11 protein-coding genes are annotated in these 17,243 nt (G+C 56.5%); 6 read left to right on the top strand and 5 right to left on the bottom strand.

Annotation, left to right across the window (positions count from 1 at the left end; all coding sequences use genetic code 11):
• Positions 1–5: 5 nt before the first annotated feature.
• A complete protein-coding gene (moaA, locus tag NZ823_14455) occupies positions 6–1,031 on the top strand; it encodes a GTP 3',8-cyclase MoaA (GenBank protein ID MCS6806329.1) in 1,026 nt (341 codons plus the stop codon).
• Between the two features lie 44 nt (positions 1,032–1,075).
• Here the strand turns inward: moaA and NZ823_14460 are convergent, their stop codons facing one another.
• The gene (locus NZ823_14460) at positions 1,076–2,104 is read right to left on the bottom strand and encodes a radical SAM protein (GenBank protein MCS6806330.1); all 1,029 of its coding nucleotides are present in this window, start codon (positions 2,102–2,104) and stop codon (positions 1,076–1,078) included.
• 40 nt (positions 2,105–2,144) lie between these two features.
• The gene (locus NZ823_14465; GenBank protein MCS6806331.1) at positions 2,145–2,858 is read right to left on the bottom strand and encodes a transglutaminase family protein; all 714 of its coding nucleotides are present in this window, start codon (positions 2,856–2,858) and stop codon (positions 2,145–2,147) included.
• Between the two features lie 301 nt (positions 2,859–3,159).
• Between NZ823_14465 and ggt the strand changes: the two genes are divergently transcribed.
• Positions 3,160–4,776 (top strand): gamma-glutamyltransferase, encoded by a 1,617-nt coding sequence (gene ggt, locus NZ823_14470; protein ID MCS6806332.1) that lies wholly within the window; start codon positions 3,160–3,162, stop codon positions 4,774–4,776.
• Positions 4,777–5,328: 552 nt separating this feature from the next.
• On the opposite strand, the gene NZ823_14475 is transcribed toward ggt, so the two are convergent.
• A complete protein-coding gene (locus tag NZ823_14475; protein ID MCS6806333.1) occupies positions 5,329–6,675 on the bottom strand; it encodes a glutamate-5-semialdehyde dehydrogenase in 1,347 nt (448 codons plus the stop codon).
• Positions 6,676–6,677: 2 nt separating this feature from the next.
• Positions 6,678–7,862, bottom strand: coding sequence for a glutamate 5-kinase (proB, locus tag NZ823_14480; GenBank protein ID MCS6806334.1), 1,185 nt, complete (start codon positions 7,860–7,862; stop codon positions 6,678–6,680).
• A 311-nt stretch (positions 7,863–8,173) separates the two neighbouring features.
• Here proB and NZ823_14485 point away from each other — a divergent pair, with 311 nt between their 5' ends.
• From NZ823_14485 to NZ823_14500, 4 genes are all read left to right on the top strand, one after another.
• Positions 8,174–8,725 carry a hypothetical protein gene (locus NZ823_14485; protein MCS6806335.1) on the top strand — a complete coding sequence of 184 codons (552 nt, stop codon included), beginning with the start codon at positions 8,174–8,176 and terminating at the stop codon, positions 8,723–8,725.
• Complete coding sequence (locus NZ823_14490) at positions 8,725–8,889, top strand: hypothetical protein (protein MCS6806336.1); 165 nt, start codon at positions 8,725–8,727, stop codon at positions 8,887–8,889. The genes NZ823_14485 and NZ823_14490 overlap by 1 nt, the downstream gene beginning before the upstream one ends.
• 216 nt (positions 8,890–9,105) lie before the next feature.
• Positions 9,106–12,231: a carboxypeptidase regulatory-like domain-containing protein gene (locus tag NZ823_14495; GenBank protein MCS6806337.1), complete on the top strand. Its 3,126-nt coding sequence runs from the start codon at positions 9,106–9,108 to the stop codon at positions 12,229–12,231.
• A gap of 345 nt (positions 12,232–12,576) precedes the next feature.
• Entirely contained in the window at positions 12,577–16,455 is a 3,879-nt protein-coding gene (locus NZ823_14500; protein ID MCS6806338.1) for a carboxypeptidase-like regulatory domain-containing protein, read from the top strand.
• Between the two features lie 386 nt (positions 16,456–16,841).
• On the opposite strand, the gene queF is transcribed toward NZ823_14500, so the two are convergent.
• Positions 16,842–17,237, bottom strand: coding sequence for a preQ(1) synthase (gene queF, locus NZ823_14505; GenBank protein MCS6806339.1), 396 nt, complete (start codon positions 17,235–17,237; stop codon positions 16,842–16,844).
• Positions 17,238–17,243 lie beyond the last annotated feature (6 nt).

The raw sequence follows: 17,243 nt of genomic DNA on the forward strand, positions 1-17,243 counted from the left end.
TAACCATGCTGCCAGTGCTCGATCAAATCGGTCGTCCTTTGCGCAGTTTGCGCATTTCAGTGACTGACCGTTGCAATCTGCGATGTCAATACTGCATGCCGGAGGAAGACTACGTCTGGCTCGAGCGCGACCAGTTGTTGAGCTATGAAGAAATCGCCGAACTGACCACTATCTTCACCGAGCTTGGCGTCGAAAAGGTGCGACTGACCGGCGGCGAACCGCTGTTGCGGCGTGATCTGGACCGATTGATCCGGCTGCTCGCTGGCAATCCCCGCCTGCGTGACTTAGCGCTCACCACCAACGGCGTCTTGCTAGCAGAACAGGCTCACCGGTTGCATGAAGCTGGCTTGCATCGGCTCACTGTGAGCTTGGACACGTTGCGGCCTCAGCGGTTTCGTGCGTTCACGCGCCGTGACCTGCACGGGCGCGTGCTAGAGGGTATTCGGACAGCCAAAGCAGCCGGTTTCCACCGGATGAAAATCAACGCGGTCATTATACGCGGTTTTAACGACGATGAGCTGCCAGACCTGATCGAGTTTGGCAAGCAGGTGAACGCTGAAGTTCGCTTCATCGAATACATGGACGTTGGCGGCGCCACGCGCTGGTCAATGGATCAGGTCGTTACGTCGCATGAAATGCTCCGTCTGCTCTGCCATCGCTACGGGCCGATCCAGTCCTTACAGGAGCAGGACGCCGCGCCAGCTAATCGTTATCGGCTGCCCGATGGAACGACCTTTGGCATCATCTGTTCGATGAGCCAACCGTTTTGCCGTTCCTGTGATCGAGCGCGCCTGACAATTGATGGCGTTTGGTTCCTCTGTTTATATGCGCGCGATGGCGTTGATCTGAAGCGATTATTGCGCGGTGGCGCATCACGAGAAGAGATTGCGAGAAAAATTGTTGATGCGTGGCAAGCCCGCATGGATCGCGGCGCTGAAGAACGCTTGCAGTTGCGCCAGCGGGATATTCTGTTTGCCGTTGATGAGCTGCGCGCCGACCCACACCGCGAAATGCACACGCGCGGTGGATGACGCTCCCTGCGGGCGGACCGTCGTCATCGGCTTGATCTGCGTCGCTATTGTTTTTCGAGGATGTTCTCTGCGGGCGGGGTGTTGATCCCGTCGAAGGCACGGTTGTTGAGCAGGCGCGACGCGGTTTTCCCGACGTAGTCTGAAGCCTTGTAAATCGTTCGTATTGGCAGCATGCCCAGCAAGCGATAATTGCCAACTGAATTCAATCCAGCTGAGGCGATACATCCACATTGTGAACAATCCGGATTCCCGCCGAATTGACACGGCGAAATGCGAGTTTTGAGGTCGGCAGTGAAATTGACTGTCGTGCGGGCAAACATACAATCAGCAGGCGAGGCGGGCGGTTGGCGAAATCCTTCGATGACCTCATCGGGCAAGTAGAGCTTGGGAAACTCACGGCGCAACCGATCTAAGTCGCTCAACACCTGTTCCCGCTCCTGCGGCGTGAGAATTTCCTCATCTTGCGCGCCGACTTGCGGCGTGAACAAGCTGAACCAGATGCGTTCTACTTCGGGGCGAGCCGACCAGAACGATACAAATTCGTCAAAGTAGGCAGCGCGGGTCGTCATCTGATGTGTCACCGTGCAATGGACTGTGATCGTGTGTCCGACAATATGTTTGAGGATACGATCATAGGTGGCCGGCGCGCGGCGACGATCGTGATCCGGTTGCAAACCATCAATCGAAACGATCAGATGGAGCCCTTTGATGCCGGCCCACTCAGCCGGAATCGGACGCACGGCGCTGGTGACCACTTGTACATCCAGTCCCATCTCGCTTAGGCGAGGCAGTAAAACATTCAACTCGCGAAATCGCACCAGCGGCTCGCCGCCCACAATAGAGACGTGCAGTGGGCGACACTTGCGTACCAGCTCCAGCACGCCATCAATCAACGGCTGCCCTTGATAGTCGGCCACTGTTCGCAGCGGGCCGACCGCGCCCAAGTGAGCCGGTTCATAGGCATAGCAACCAGGGCATGCCAGCGGACATTCCCGCGTGATTTCAATGGAGAGCGCCGGATACCGACCACTCAGGATCGCCTGCCAAGATCGTAGCAGTGTGATGATTTTCATGCTGAGTCACTCCTTGATGGAAGACGCGGTTCTCTGGTGGTCAGCGTCTTACTGACTCAATGGCGGCCTCGTGTTCAAAGTCTCCGTCAATCAAATTCTGCTCGTTGAAGACGCGGGGGTAGTGCCGCTTCAGTTCGGCAACCATCGCCTCGAATGGCACGTCGGCAAATTGCCCACGGTCTCGTACATATTCCATGTGCACCTGGCCGTTCGCATCGAACGGGTGAAAAACGGAATCGTGACGGCCATCAAACTCTAACGGCTTGACGCCGAATCGCTCGCACAATGAACGATTGAACGCAGGCGTCGCTTTGACCCAACGCCCCTCCAACCACAACTCGGTGTAGCCATGAAAAACGAACAGGTCTGTTTGCAGCCACTGCCGCAGGCGCTCTGTTGCCAGATGATTGCGAACATCAGCAAAGCCCAACCGACTGGGGATCGTCAACGCACGCGCCGCAGCAGCCAAGAGCACAGCCTTTTCAATGCAAAACCCAAATCCTCGCGCGAGCACGGCGCTCGCTTTCATCATCTCCGGGCGTAGCTCGATGTGATAGGGATCGTAACGAATCTCGTCGCGGACGCGATAGTAGAGCCGCACGGCTTTGTCAATATCGCTGCTTGCCTCGCCAACAGTTGACTGCGCGAATTGAATGACGCTAGGCGTATCCCAGTCAATGAACGGCGTCGGCTGCAAATAAATCTGATAGCCGTCCGGCATCTTGGCAAAGCCATCAACGAGGTTATGTCCCATTCATCTGACTCCAGGCCCGAAGGTGATGGTATACACTACGCTCAGGTATGGTGTCCAGTGCGTGATCAACAGTGTCATGAGCAAGCGCCACCGTGACCAACAAGAGCCTGTTGGTTATGCGTCGCGCAGCGACTCGATTTTGCACAACTCTCGTTGACGCAGCCCGTCGTTTTGACTCAATATAGCCGGCGACATCGCAACACGGGAGGTGACGTTTATGATCAAAGAAATCGGTTTGTTTGTCGTGCCGTTGATCTTTTTGTCGCTGGTCGCGCGCGGGCAAGACCGCATCACGGGCCGGATGTTTGCCACGCGCTCAGAAGTCATCGCGCAGCATGGCATGGCGGCCACCAGTCAGCCACTGGCCACGCAAATCGCGCTGGACATCTTGAAACAAGGCGGCACAGCCGTTGATGCGGCCATCGCTGCCAATGCGGCGCTGGGACTCATGGAGCCGACAGGATGCGGCATCGGAGGCGACTTGTTCGCTATCATCTGGGACGCGAAGACGCAAAAACTCTATGGGCTGAATGCCAGCGGTCGCTCGCCGCGCAGCCTCACGTTGCAGCACTTTCAGTCGCTCGGCCTGAAGCAAATTCCTTCATACGGTCCGCTGCCTGTATCGGTGCCCGGTTGCGTTGATGGCTGGTTCCAGATGCACAAGCGATTCGGCCGATTGCCCATGACAACCATCCTCGCGCCCACCATCAAGTACGCCCGGCAAGGATTTCCGGTCAGCGAGCTGATCGCCTATTACTGGCAGGGCAACGCCACTCAGTTGGCCAAATATCCGGGCTTTCAGGAGACGTTCATGCCCAATGGCCGCGCCCCGCGCAAGGGCGAGATTTTTCGCAATCCTGACTTGGCTCGCACGCTCGAACAAATCGCCGAAGGCGGGCGCGACGTCTTTTATCGAGGCCAGATCGCCCGCACGATTGACGCTTACATGAAACGAAACGGCGGCTTCCTTTCCTACGAAGATTTGGCCGAGCATACATCCGAATGGGTTGAGCCTGTCTCGACCAACTATCGCGGCTATGATGTATGGGAACTGCCGCCCCCCGGACAGGGCATCGCCGCTCTGCAAATGCTCAACATCCTGGAAGGCTACGACATCAAAAGTTTCGGCTTCGGCAGCAAAGAGCACATTCACTATCTGGTTGAGGCCAAGAAGTTGGTATTTGAAGATCGCGCCAAGTTCTACGCCGATCCGGCATTCAATCGAATCCCGGTTGATGCGCTCATCTCAAAAGCCTATGCCAATGAGCGTCGAAAACTGATCAGGCCGGATCGCGCAGCTCGACACTACGATGCCGGCCAGCCAGCGTTGCGCGAAGGTGACACAGTTTATCTAACGGTCGCCGATCAGGACGGCATGATGGTCTCGCTCATTCAGAGTAACTTCCGTGGCATGGGTTCGGGCATGACGCCGGATGGTTTAGGATTTGTCTTGCAAGATCGCGGCGAACTGTTCAATCTGGAGCCGGGGCACTTCAACTCGTATGCGCCGGGCAAGCGCCCGTTCCATACAATCATCCCGGCATTCATCACCAAAGACGGGAAACCGTTCATGAGTTTTGGCGTGATGGGAGGCGACGTGCAACCGCAGATGCACGTGCAAATCATCATGAACATTGTGGACTTCGGTATGAATATCCAAGAAGCTGGCGATGCGCCGAGAATCTTTCACACCGGCTCATCTTCTCCGACCGGCGGCCGAATGACCGATCAAGGCGAAGTCCTCTTGGAAACCGGTTTTCCTTACGAAACTATTCGTGAGTTAATCAAAATGGGGCATCGGATCGGATACAACGTCGGCGGCTACGGCGGCTATCAGGCTATCATGTACGATGCCCAAAACAAGGTCTACTACGGCGCGTCGGAATCGCGTAAGGACGGCCAAGCCGCCGGCTATTAGCTCGCTCGGTTGTGTGATAGCAGCTTGCTCATGAGATGGCAACGCATTTGAGCGCCGCCTCGATGAGGGAGCCGGTGGCGCCTCTTGAAGGCCCGATGGATTGCGGATGACGACTCCCAGACGTTGCGCGTCCGGATACGATCGTGCGGGCGGCTGCCGCCGCTGCTTCCACAGCTCGCTCAGTTCAAAACGCCTAAACATCAGTGTCTCCATCAGAGACTTCATACCAATTGGGCGCAGAAAATCGGACACCGCCGCTTGGAAAGCTCTGCTCCTGCTTTCCATCTCGCTTCATCAAACATGACCTTTTTCCGGTGGTATCAGAAACAGGAATAGAATCGCACACATCTTGTTCGTTGCCGTGCCCGCACGGCAAGCGCATCACTGCGATATTGCAAACCTCTTGTGTACCACTGTGGTGTTGCAAACGTCTTGCGCATCACTGCGGAGTTCCAAGCCTCTTGCGCATCAATCAGAGAGCAGGTTGAGGGTACATACTTTCACGTTGCAGACTTCTCGCGCATCACTGCGGAGTTCCAAGCCTCTTGCGTATCAATCAGAGAGCAGGTTGAGCGGCTTGTGCGTGAATCGTCTGGCGCCGGGGCCTGAATACATACCAACCGTGTGACCATTGCCGACAAGTTTGTACTTGTACGTCACCAGCCCCTCCAATCCCACTGGGCCGCGCGGATGCAGTTTGCCTGTGCTGATGCCGACCTCCGCGCCGAATCCATAACGATAGCCATCGGCAAATCGCGTCGAAGCGTTCCAGTAGACGCCGGCTGAATCAACTTCGGCGAAAAACTGCTCAAACGCAGCACGGTCTTCGGTGACAATCGCGTCCGTGTGACGCGAGCCGTAAGCGTTGATGTGCTCAATGGCTTCTTCGAGTGAATCAACGACTCTGACAGCGAGAATCAGGTCGCCATACTCTGTTCGCCAATCCTGGTCAGTGGCCCGTGATATGTTGCTCAAGCCGCATTGTTCAATGGCGCGCTCGTCGCAGCGGACCTCAACGCCGCGTTGTTGCAAGGCGCTGACCATCTCTGGGAGAAATGCTTGGGCCACGTCCCGATGAACAACCAGCGTCTCGACAGCATTGCACGCTGAGGGGTACGAGAGCTTGGCATCGAGCGTAATGGCACGCGCTTTGTCCAGATCAGCCGCGCGATCCACATATACGTGACAAATCCCTTCGGCATGCCCCAACACGGGAATGGTCGTGTTACTTTGAACGTAGCGCACAAGCGCATTGGAGCCTCGCGGGATGATGAGGTCAACGAGGCCGTCAGCGCCAAGCAGCACCGCGACATCCTCGCGGTCTTCCAGCAACGCCATCGCATCGGCTGGGATGCCAGCAGTGATGGCAGCCGCGTGGATGATCTCAAACAGCGCGCGATTGGAATGTTGCGCTTCATGTCCGCCTTTGAGTAAAACGCTATTGCCGCTCTTGAGGCACAGTGAAGCAATCTGCACCAGGGCATCCGGGCGAGACTCGAAAATGACGCCCACGACGCCAATCGGGCAAGTCACCCGATACAGGCGAAGTTCTTCATCCAGCTCAGTGGCCAACGTGACACGTCCAACGGGATCGTCCATGGTCACAAGCTGCTCGATGCCGGCGATGATGTCGCGCCATTTGGCTTCGGTCAGTTCAAGCCGATGATAGAGCGATTCAGTCATCTGGCCAGCTTGAACCAATGATTGTGCAGCTTCCAGGTCCTTGGCATTAGCCGCCAGCACGCGCGCCTGATGCTCGCTCAATTGCTGCGCAACCAACCGGAGCGCCCGATTTTTCTGATCGGTCGTTAATCGCGCCATCCGGCCTGCCGCCGCTTTGGCTCGTTTGGCGATCTCAAGAACAGTGGATGTCATCGTTTTGTCGGCTCTGGATTGCATCGTTAGCGCCTCTCCAAAAACGCAATGTTGTCGCGCGTGATGAGCGCGTCGTAGTTCCGGTTTTCGATCAATTCGTCTATTTTGGTGGAATGCGCGCCGGAGATTTTCCGCGCTTCGGCGCTTGAATAATTGACGATGCCGCGTGCAAACTCGCGTCCTCGCTCATCCAGGATGCTGACTACATCGCCGCGATCAAACTGGCCTCGCACTTCGGTGACGCCGGCTGCCAGCAGGCTGGCTTTGCGTTCCAGCAGCGCGCGCCGGGCGCCTTCGTTGACGACCACCGCTGCTTTGACGCTGGTGGCAAAGGCAATCCAGCGTCGTTTGCCGGGCAGCCCTGGCTGCGGCAAAAACAGTGTGCCCAGCGGCTCACCGGCAAACACACGATCAATGACAGCAGGAATTTTGCCGCCGGCCAGCAGCACGGCGCAGCCCGATTGCGTGGCGATGCGAGCCGCTTCCAACTTAGTTTTCATGCCGCCGCGGCCCAGCCGTGAACCGCTGCCGCCGGCCAATTCTTCGAGATCAGGTGTGATTTCTTCAATGACAGGGATGAGCTGAGCATCGCCAATGTCCTTCGGGTTGGCTGTGTAGAGACCTTCGACGTCCGTTAAGATCACAAGTAAGTCGGCTTCCATTTTGCTGGCGACCAGCGCGGCCAGCTTGTCATTATCGCCGAAGTTGATTTTGACGTAAGGCGCAGCTTCGAGCAATTCTAGTTCGGCTGTGGAGACGGTATCGTTCTCGTTGATGATCGGCAGAGCGCCCAGTTCCAGCAACGTGGTCAGCGTGCTGCGAAGATTTAAGTACCGGCCGCGATTGGAAAAGTCTTCTTCGGTCAGCAGCACCTGAGCGACCGTGATGTTATGGCTGGCAAACGCATCGGCATAGAGCGCCATGAGCCGGCCTTGACCCACGGCCGCGCAGGCCTGCTTGAGCGGCAACAGGTGTGGGCGACTCTTGAGTCCTAAGCGTTCAACACCCAGTCCAACAGCGCCCGAAGAGACAAGCAACAGCTCGCGATTTTTGCACTTGAGTTCAGCCATGGACTCGATGAACGAGTGGAAACGACTCAGCGCAACTCCGCCTCCATCACGCATGAGCACCGCTGTGCCGAGCTTAATGACGATACGTCGCGCTTGCGAAATGATACGACTGCGCTCAGTGGTTGAAACGGACGATTCCATAAGCGCAGGATTATAAGCCAAGACCCGTGTTTGACCAACCGATTTGCTCGAAGCGGTTGGCGCTGCCTCATAAAGTGGTAGACCAGATGGCTTGGTCCCCGCCTCTGACGCTTCAACAGGAGAAAGCCATTTGCCTATCGTGGTTACCGTGCGAGCCTCACGAACAAACAGGCTGGCCTCACGCTAGGCGCGGGCAAACATTGGGAGCACTACACCTGCAATCCGGACAGAGCTTGCCTTGACACTGCTTGCGAGTCGTTCGTAGAATCTTTTGCCAAACAGCTTATACACGAGCTCAAAAGGGGTTATCTGTGGAGCCATTCCAGGAACAGCGTGAGAGCCAATCGTTGCCTGAAGCAGCGGGTGGTAACATTTCTTCAATTCCTATCAACCCACCGGCCGCTCCTGATGAAATGGGACGCTTGGGCGCATCACCGCCTGCGGCCCATCAGTCAACTGCCTATCTGCGCGAGGGGGCGCCACAGGTGTCTATGATCAGAACGGCCTTGGCGTGTGTGGCCGGCTTGCTCATCCCCGGATTGGGACATCTGCTCATTGGACGATGGGGCCGCGCCGTGTTGTTAGCGCTGGCCATCGGTGGCATGTTTGCCGTCGGCCTATTTTGGATGGGCGGACGACTTCATCAGCCTGAACCGGGCGAGCCGCTCTCTTTCTTCCCGTTCATCGCCAATGCCGGACTGGGCGCTATCTATGCGCTCTGCTACGCCTGGAAGGTGGGCTTTGAAGCTAATGCAGCCGTCCCAACATACGAATTTGGTAATACGCTGCTGTTTGGTTCGGGCCTGTTGAACTACCTGGTGGTGCTCGATGCGTTCGATATTGCCGTAGGGAGGAAAGACTAATGCAGTTGGTGGCGATGATGCTGTTTGCTTTTTTCGTCTCGGTCGTGTTTGCCATCATCAGCAAGAGCACGCCCAGTGAACGGTTCTGGTATGGCACGAAAATTTTCTTCGGATTTATGGGCATTGGCTTGATGGTCGCCTATCTGATGTATCCGTTCAGCTAAGCTAAATGGGGAGCTTAACGGCAGAATTGCATACAGGCCAAGGCTGTTGGGTGGATGACGATGATGATTACCTGATCAATTGGTTAGAGTCCCCGCAACGATGCCAGCGACGACTGAGATGAGGCAATACATCAGGCCAGTTTATTCAGAGAGAATGTGTTCACCACCGGAGTGTATCAAAGTTGAAGTATCCCAGTTTTCTTGAGGAGGACAATCATGAATCTGAAATTCGGTCATGACGCTCGAGCGCGCGTCTGGCGCGCTCTGATTGGCCTGCTGATCGGGTTCTTCGGTGTAACGCACGCGATGGCCCAATCACAGGCGAGCACCGGTCAGATCGTAGTCACAGTGCTGGACCCCCAAGGCGCTGCGATTGTCGGCGCGCAGGTGACGGTCAGCAATCCGGCTACTGGTTTGACACGAACGGTGCAAACAAACGATGTAGGACAATTCCGCTTGGTCTTGCTGCCTCCGGGAACGTATGACGTCACCATCGAGGCGACCGGCTTCCAGCGTGTCGTGCAGAAGAATGTTGTGGTCAGCGTCGGAAGCAGCGTTGATGTCAACGTGGTCATGAGTGTCGGGTCGGTCAGCGAAGTGGTCGAGGTGCAAGCTACCATCGGCGTGGAAACGACGCGGCAGGAATCGGGCGCTGTCGTCAATAACATCGCCATCCGCGACCTGCCCATCAACGGTCGGCGGTTTCAAGATTTCGTGACGCTGACGCCGGCCGTGCAAATTGAGCCACAACGCAACCAGATTTCGTTTTCCGGCCAGCGCGGCATCAACAGCAACATCTCGATTGATGGCGCAGATTACAACAATCCGTTCTTTGGCGGCATTCGCGGCGGCGAACGGTCAAACAACGCGTTCACTATTCCGCAAGAATCGGTGGGCGAGTTTCAAGTGGTGGCTGCCGGCTTCAATGCTGAGTTTGGACGCTCGTCAGGCGGCATTGTCAACGTCATCACCAAGTCGGGCACCAATGAGTACCATGGCAGCGCGTTCTATCAGCTCCGCCATAAAGAACTCAACAGCAAGGATGCTCTTGGTCAACTGGCACTGGGCACACAGCATCAATTTGGCGGCTCCATTGGTGGGCCGATCGTGCGTGAAAAGATGTTTTTCTTTGGCTCGGCTGAGTTTCAGGAGTTCAGCACGCCGCGACGGGTGCTCTTCGCTCGATTGATTGGCGTGACCCCCACCCCTGAAACACAAGAGGCGTTCAATCTCTTCAAATCGTTGGAAGGGCCGTTCACCCAGACCAATGATGCGCAAGCCTTTCTGGTGCGCACGGACAATCAATTCGGGCCCAATCATCGCCTAGCAGTGCGCTACAATTTCAGCAACAACAAGGCGCTCAATGCCAATGCGACCGGTGATGCCATCAGCCCATTGACCAATCGCGCGCTCAGTAACAACGGCACGGAGAAGGACCGAACCAATACGATCGTTGGCCAATTCTCTTCGATCTTCACGCCAACGGTGATCAATGAGCTGCGCGTGCAGTACTCCCGCGAACTCCGTCCGCGCGAAGCCAATGCGCGCTTGCCCAACGTGGACACAGCCATCGGCAATTTCGGCTCACGCAATTTCCTACCAACGACGCTGACCGACTGGCGGTTTCAGATAAGCCAAGCGTTGACCTGGAATGCGGGACGTCACAGCTTCAAGTTTGGCGGCGAGTGGAATCATACATTCGCCGATCAAATCTTCGGGTTCAACCAATTCGGCGCGTTCGTTGTGTCGGGCACGAATGTGGATGCGATCTTGCGCACGCTGTCGCGCACGCCCGGCGTAGCCACCGACAATCGTTTTGACGATGCCAGCGTCGTCTATCGCCGGCAGCTTGGCAATCTGGCCTTGAAAGGCGAGATGGATGAGATTGCCGCGTTCGGTCAGGACAGTTGGCGGATCCGTAACAACTTCACGTTGTACTATGGCCTGCGTTACGAAGCGCAACTGAACCCCGAGCCTGAAGTCAACAATACGAGCGTATACGAGCTGGTGCGCAATTTCAATTTTCCGCGTGGCCGCATTGATCCGGCGCGCATTCCTGACAACACTGATCAGTGGATGCCGAGACTTGGTTTTGCCTGGGACCCGTTTAGCGAAGGCAAGACCGTCATTCGCGCCAACATTGGTATTTACTACGCGCGTACGCCGCTGCTGTTGATGGCCAGCCCGCTGAATAACTTCCGATTGCCGCCGGGCGACCTCTCGATCCAGCTACCGTTGGCTGTGCCCGCTGGCAATCCGAACAATACGGTCTACCGGCAGTTGCTCGCTATCGGCGTAGACCTGAACCGCTTCAACCTGGACAATCTGCCGATCATCTCTATCGAAGATGTGCAACGCGTCGCATCGGCTCTGGGATTGCCGGCGCCGAATCCGTTCTCAGGAGCGAACCTGATCACCTGGGCGCCGAATTATCGCAATCCTCGCGCCCTGCAATGGAGCGCCGGCGTTGAGCATGAGTTGTTCCGTGGGTTCACCACTGGCGCGGAATTCAGCTACGTCAACACAGTCAACCTGCAGCGCAGCATTGACTATAATCTGCCTGTGCCGATTGTTCGCGCCACTGACAGGAGTCAGCGCCCCTTCTTTGGGCTGCGCTCGCGCGCGCTGTCGCGGCCAATCCCCACGCTGGGCACTGTGCTGGTGCGTGAATCGTCTGCCCATGCGCTTTATCGTGGGTTTACGTTCCGCGCCGGATTGCAACGCTCGCGCATCCAGTTCCAAGCGTTTTACACGTTGTCGTGGAATTACTCAGATGACGACAACGAGCGAAGCGCCACCGGCCAGGAAGACACCAATGATGCTTACAACCTTCGACCGGAGTATCACTACTCCCGATTGGATGCGCGTCATCTGTTCTCGTTCAACGGCGTCTACAGCCTGCCGCTTGGATTCGATATAGGAGCCATCTGGCGCGTTCGGTCGGCTCGGCCACTCAATCCGTTGACGGGCGCCGATACCAACGAGGACTTCTTCACCAACGACCGTCCGATGAGGACACCGGGCGAGCTGTTCTTGCGCAATTCATTCCGTGATCGCGCCACGCAAGCCTTCGACCTGCGCATCCTGAAAGGGTTCAACCTGTGGAATGAGCAGCGCAAGCTGCAACTCTCGGTAGAATTCTTCAACTTGTTCAACTCAGACAATGTGACGTTCGGGAGTCAGTCGGCCATTTACGGACTGGGCATTGATCCGGCTACAGGACAGCCGGCAGCAATTGACGCCCGGTTCCGACGGCTGCGCTTGGCTGATGGCAGCTATGATCCCAATAACACGCCGGGCACGCCGTTTCAGGCGCAAGTCGGCGTGCGCTTCATCTTTTAAGCGACGGTTGCCGTCAGGCGCTGGTTAAGTTTGATGAATTCGGGCGCTGTTGGCGAGGGTGGCCAACAGCGCCCGAACTGGGGCTTGGGAGAAGGCCACTGCCGATTGATGCTGGCGCAAACAATCGGTGGTCATCTTGTCATCCGTGCCTTCAGCGCGCCGGCGGTGTCTTCTCGGTTCTGACATTACGGCTTTGTTATGTGGTTGCCGACTCGCCTCGCTTGCCGCGAGACGCGGGCGGCTGAGTTTTTACATGTTTCAGATGACAATCTGTGCCTGCTCGGCTACAATGCCTTTCCAAGGCTCAATACTGGCGGATACGAAACTTGTTTTGGAGGAAACATTATGCGAGGCAAGGTTAGCATTCTCTGGCGTCTCGTCACACTTGCCGGCGCCTTCTTGATCACATCTGCGGTGGCGATTGCCCAATCAGGAACAGGACAGATCGTCGGCAACGTCACCGATCAAAGCGGTGCGGTGATTCCAGGCGCTACGGTGACGGCGACACGTCAACAAGCAGGGTCTATTACGACCCAGACCGACAACAATGGAAATTATCTATTCGTCAATCTCATTCCCGGCAAATATTCGGTGACCATTGAAGCGCCGAATTTCAAAAAAGTCACGCTGACAGACATCCTGGTCGAAGTCGGCAGCGTGGTGACGCGCGATGTAGTACTCGAACCCGGAGAGATCACGGATGAAATTGTCGTGACCGCTGCCGATCAGCCAGCAATCGAAATTGGCAAAGGGCCGTCCGTGGGAGACGTTGTTGATGCGCGGCGTGTGTTGGACTTGCCGTTGAATGGCCGCAATCCGCTAGACCTGATTCAAATCCAGAGCGGCGTGGTCTACAACAACGTTTCGGGCACCCGCACGACCTCCAACAACATCCGCGTTGATGGCATCCAGGCGCAAGATAATTTCATTCAGGAAAACATCAACACCTCGTTCATCGCTACAACAGCAGATGATGTGGCTGAATTCCGCGTGACCACGTCGCCGGTGGACGCCGAATTCGGCCGTGGCGGCGGCGCACAAGTGGATGTGGTGACCCGCTCAGGGACCAACGAATTTCACGGCGCTGTCTGGGAATTCCATCGCAATACGGTCTTCAATGCCAATACATTTTTCAATAATGCCATCCCTAGAAGAGCCGACGGTAGCGAAGTGGCGCCACGTGACGTGCTGCTGCGCAATCAATATGGATTTCGCCTGGGCGGGCCGATTTTCAAAAACAAGACATTCTTTTTTGGCCTCTACGAGGGCTTTCGTGAGAGCACTGGCACAAGCATCACCCGCACGGTCTTAACGGCGACGGCGCGACGGGGCATCTTTCGTTACTTCCCTAATGTCCCCAATGGGAACATCACCAGCGTGGCTCCCACGGTGGATAATGTCGGCAATCCGGTGGCCCCAGCCGGCCTGACGCTGGCCGATTTGAAGCAAGTGAATCTGTTCACACTTGACCCGCGACGCGCTACGGCCGACCGCAGCGGCATCATGCAACGGCTCATTGATGCCACGCCGTTGCCCAACGATTTTTCTGTTGGCGATGGTCTGAACACGGCCGGCTTCACATTCTTCTCACCACGCAGAACCAAACGTGACCAATTCACCATCCGCATTGACCATTCGTTCAACGACAAACACCAGCTCTATGGCATCTATCGGCATCAGGAAGAGACCAACTTTGGCGCGATTTTCTTCCAGACATTCCCCGGCCTCGGACAAGACCGGCTGCCGTTTGAGCCACAGAGTTTTTCGGGCACGTTGGTCTCCAGCTTGAGCCCGACGTTGGTGAACGAGTTTCGCTTCGGGCTCCAATACGCCCCGGTAGGCTTCTTCCCGCCTGAGGAAGGGGGCCTAGCGGCCGTCGGTGGAAAGTTGCCCACGTTGCAGAATTTCCCGATCTCGCTTGGCACTGCTTCATTCAGCAACCCAATTAATAACTTTGAAGAGCAGTACCGGGTCGCGCCGTTGTTCCAATACACCGACACGCTCACTTGGACGCGCGGTGACCATGAATTCAAATGGGGTGCCGAAATTCGCTTCATCAGAGCGAATTCGACCGATACGTTTGGTGTCCGCCCATCGGTTGATTTGGGCGAGGCACCAGCCAGTCAGGTTCAGCTTCCAACCGATGTCAATCCGGGCAATTCTGGTCTTGCACGCGCTATTCTCTATGATCTGACCGGTTCGATTGCCCGCGTGGATCAACTCTACCGAACGCCGGATGGCAAAACGCTGATACCGTTCCAGGGCGAGAATTTTGGTTTGCGCAATCGGCAGTTTAATTTCTTCTTCCGTGATCGCTGGCGCGTCAAGTCGAATTTGACGCTGATCATGGGATTGCGCTATGAGTACAACACGGTTCCTTTCGACGTCCACGATTTCCTTGTGCAGCCGACACTGGGGCCGGGACGCACGCGGTTTGAAGCTGCGCTCGGCGTCTCCAATCGCACAGGAACGTATGCGGACGTCTTCCGTGGGGACTCTCCGATCATTGATCCCACCACCATCGGCCCGGTCGGCTTTGAATTGACCGGACCGGGACAGCGCACCAATTTGTTCAAAGACGACTACAATAATTTCTCGCCATCGCTGGGGATTTCCTGGAGTCCGAACACGAAACTGTGGGGCTTGCGGCATCTGCTGGGTGGCGAAGGCAAGAGCGTGTTGCGCGCCGGTTACTCGATTGGTTACGAAGCGTTCCCATTGGTGCTGTTTGCTCAGTTCAGCCGATTCAATCCGGGCATCACCACCGGTCCGTTCATTCAACCGGCTGCCACGCCGGATGCTGTCAGTCGGTTGGATAATCCAGTAGGCGTCACACTACCGGTTCCGTTGGCCGATACGCGGGCGCTCCAGCCGCTCGATCTGCAACGACGTGACAGTGGTTTCTTCATTGATGAAAACTTGCGCTCGCCTTATGTGCAGAATTGGAACATGTCGTGGGAACGAGAGATCGCCAAGGACACTGTTTTGGAACTGCGTTACGTCGGCACCAAAGGCACCAAGCTGGTTCGCACGGCCAATATCAATGAAATCAACTTAGTGGAAAACGGTTTGGCCCGCGAATTTGCGCTGGTGCGGCAACAACTGCTCGACAGCGGCGACCCGTTTGGGTTTACGCCCCGCGCATTTCCTGCCGGGGTCACAGCGTTGGCGCAAATTTTCCGCACGCCGGCTCGGTTTTTGGGCCTGTTTGGCGGACGCGATCAACTGCTGATTGGCGACTTCGTTCAGTTAGCCTTTCGGATTGACCGGGAGCAAATATTCGGCGCGGTCGGCGCGTGGCTTTCGCGCGCTGGACTGCCGGTAAACTTCATCAGCGCCAATCCGGAATTTGCCAGCGTGCTGTACATGTCCAACTACTCGAATTCAACCTATCATGCCGGACAGGTGGAGCTGCGCCGTCGGTTCTCCAATGGCTTGCAGTTCCAAGGCAACTACACATTCAGTCGCGCGCTGGGCGATGGTTTTGACGACGGCACGGATCAGTTCGGATTCACCGTCAACTTCCGCACCCTTCGCAATCGCAGCATCGAAAAAGGCCGACTCGTGTTCGACCGTGAACACGTCGTCAAGCTCAACGGCATTTATGAGCTGCCCATCGGGCCTGGCCGACGGTTCTGGAATGGTGGGCCGAGGGTGATTGCCAAAATGCTCGAAGGGTGGCAGTTGAGCGGCATCTTCCAAGCTTACTCAGGGCGGCCGCGGGTCATCACGGCAGGCCGCTTCACGCTGTATGGCGCAGGTGGATTCAATGTGCTGCCGGCCAATCCGGCGCCCGGCTTTAACATTCGCAAGTTTGCCGGCAAAGTCACCCGCCTGCCTAATGGAGTCACGTTCTTCCCCGGTGTGACCAATCCGCTGGATCGGTTCGGCCTGAATCGTTCGCTCGTGGACGCTAAAGGCAATGTGATCATCACTACGCCCGAAGGCGGCACTGGCGGAACACTGGGTATCGGCTCCATTTCTGACCCCGGTGAAGTTTTCTTCGATGCTGGTGTGATCAAACGAACCAACGTGACGGAGACGATCAACGTCGAGTTCCGCGCTGAGTTTTTCAATCTGTTCAATAATGTCAACTTCACGTTTAACCCACTGCGCGGCGGCGGCGGATTCGTCTCCAACATCAACAGCGTGCAGTTCGGACGACTCAACTTCCAGTCGAATGATCCGCGCATCATTCAGTTGGCACTGAAGGTTAACTTCTAAGAGCTAGCCAACCGATTATCAACCACGCAACGCGAAGAGACGCTCCGGTCTCTTCGCGTTGTGTTGCGTTGACGCAGCTCCTTCAGCAAATCACCTCCCGAAAACAGCCACAGAGGGGGCAGAGGGTTTTCGGCAGACGCTGTGACCTCGGTGGCTTCATTTTCATCGTGCGTGGCGAGCCTCGGCTCATAAGCGACTCCCTTGAAAATCGCCGGGAGCGCATGCCTGCGGGCGTGCCGGAGCCCGCAAGATGCGGGCGCTCCCAGGTTTTCATGGTTCGTGGCGAGCGCGGATCTCACGGACGATTCCTGTGGACTAAATCAGGCCGTCGTTTCAGCAATGTGAGCAAAACCGCCCGTACACCCTGCGCATCGGCGCGACTGCCTTCACCCCGGATACTTCGCTTCGATCACACTGCGCAAGCCACCGCGGGGCGTGAACTCGCCGCGCACACTCATGGAGACCGGCTGACAGGCTGCCACCAGGTCGCGCAGAATGCGATTGACGGCGTTTTCATAGAAAATTCCAAGGTTGCGGTAAGCGAGCAAGTACATCTTGAGCGATTTCAGCTCGAGACACCATCGGTCGGGCACATAGCGAATGGTGATGGTGCCGAAATCAGGGAGACCTGTTTTGGGGCAGACTGCCGTATATTCGGTCGCTTCAATGGTGATTTCATAGTTCGGATATTGGTTCGGCCAGCATTCAATCCGTGGCAGTGGCGTCGTCAAACCTGACGTGGCATGTTCCTCGGTGTATTCACCAACAATTGGTTCGTCCATACGCCT

The organism is Blastocatellia bacterium, from assembly GCA_025054955.1.
In the GTDB taxonomy this organism is placed as follows: Bacteria; Acidobacteriota; Blastocatellia; order HR10; family J050; genus JANWZE01.

Coding starts and splice junctions, on each gene's coding strand:
- moaA (MCS6806329.1), top strand. CDS start 6: ATGCTGCCAGTGCTCGATCAAATCGGTCGTCCTTTGCGCAGTTTGCGC.
- NZ823_14460 (MCS6806330.1), bottom strand. CDS start 2,104: ATGAAAATCATCACACTGCTACGATCTTGGCAGGCGATCCTGAGTGGT.
- NZ823_14465 (MCS6806331.1), bottom strand. CDS start 2,858: ATGGGACATAACCTCGTTGATGGCTTTGCCAAGATGCCGGACGGCTAT.
- ggt (MCS6806332.1), top strand. CDS start 3,160: ATGTTTGCCACGCGCTCAGAAGTCATCGCGCAGCATGGCATGGCGGCC.
- NZ823_14475 (MCS6806333.1), bottom strand. CDS start 6,675: ATGCAATCCAGAGCCGACAAAACGATGACATCCACTGTTCTTGAGATC.
- proB (MCS6806334.1), bottom strand. CDS start 7,862: ATGGAATCGTCCGTTTCAACCACTGAGCGCAGTCGTATCATTTCGCAA.
- NZ823_14490 (MCS6806336.1), top strand. CDS start 8,725: ATGCAGTTGGTGGCGATGATGCTGTTTGCTTTTTTCGTCTCGGTCGTG.
- NZ823_14495 (MCS6806337.1), top strand. CDS start 9,106: ATGAATCTGAAATTCGGTCATGACGCTCGAGCGCGCGTCTGGCGCGCT.
- NZ823_14500 (MCS6806338.1), top strand. CDS start 12,577: ATGCGAGGCAAGGTTAGCATTCTCTGGCGTCTCGTCACACTTGCCGGC.
- queF (MCS6806339.1), bottom strand. CDS start 17,237: ATGGACGAACCAATTGTTGGTGAATACACCGAGGAACATGCCACGTCA.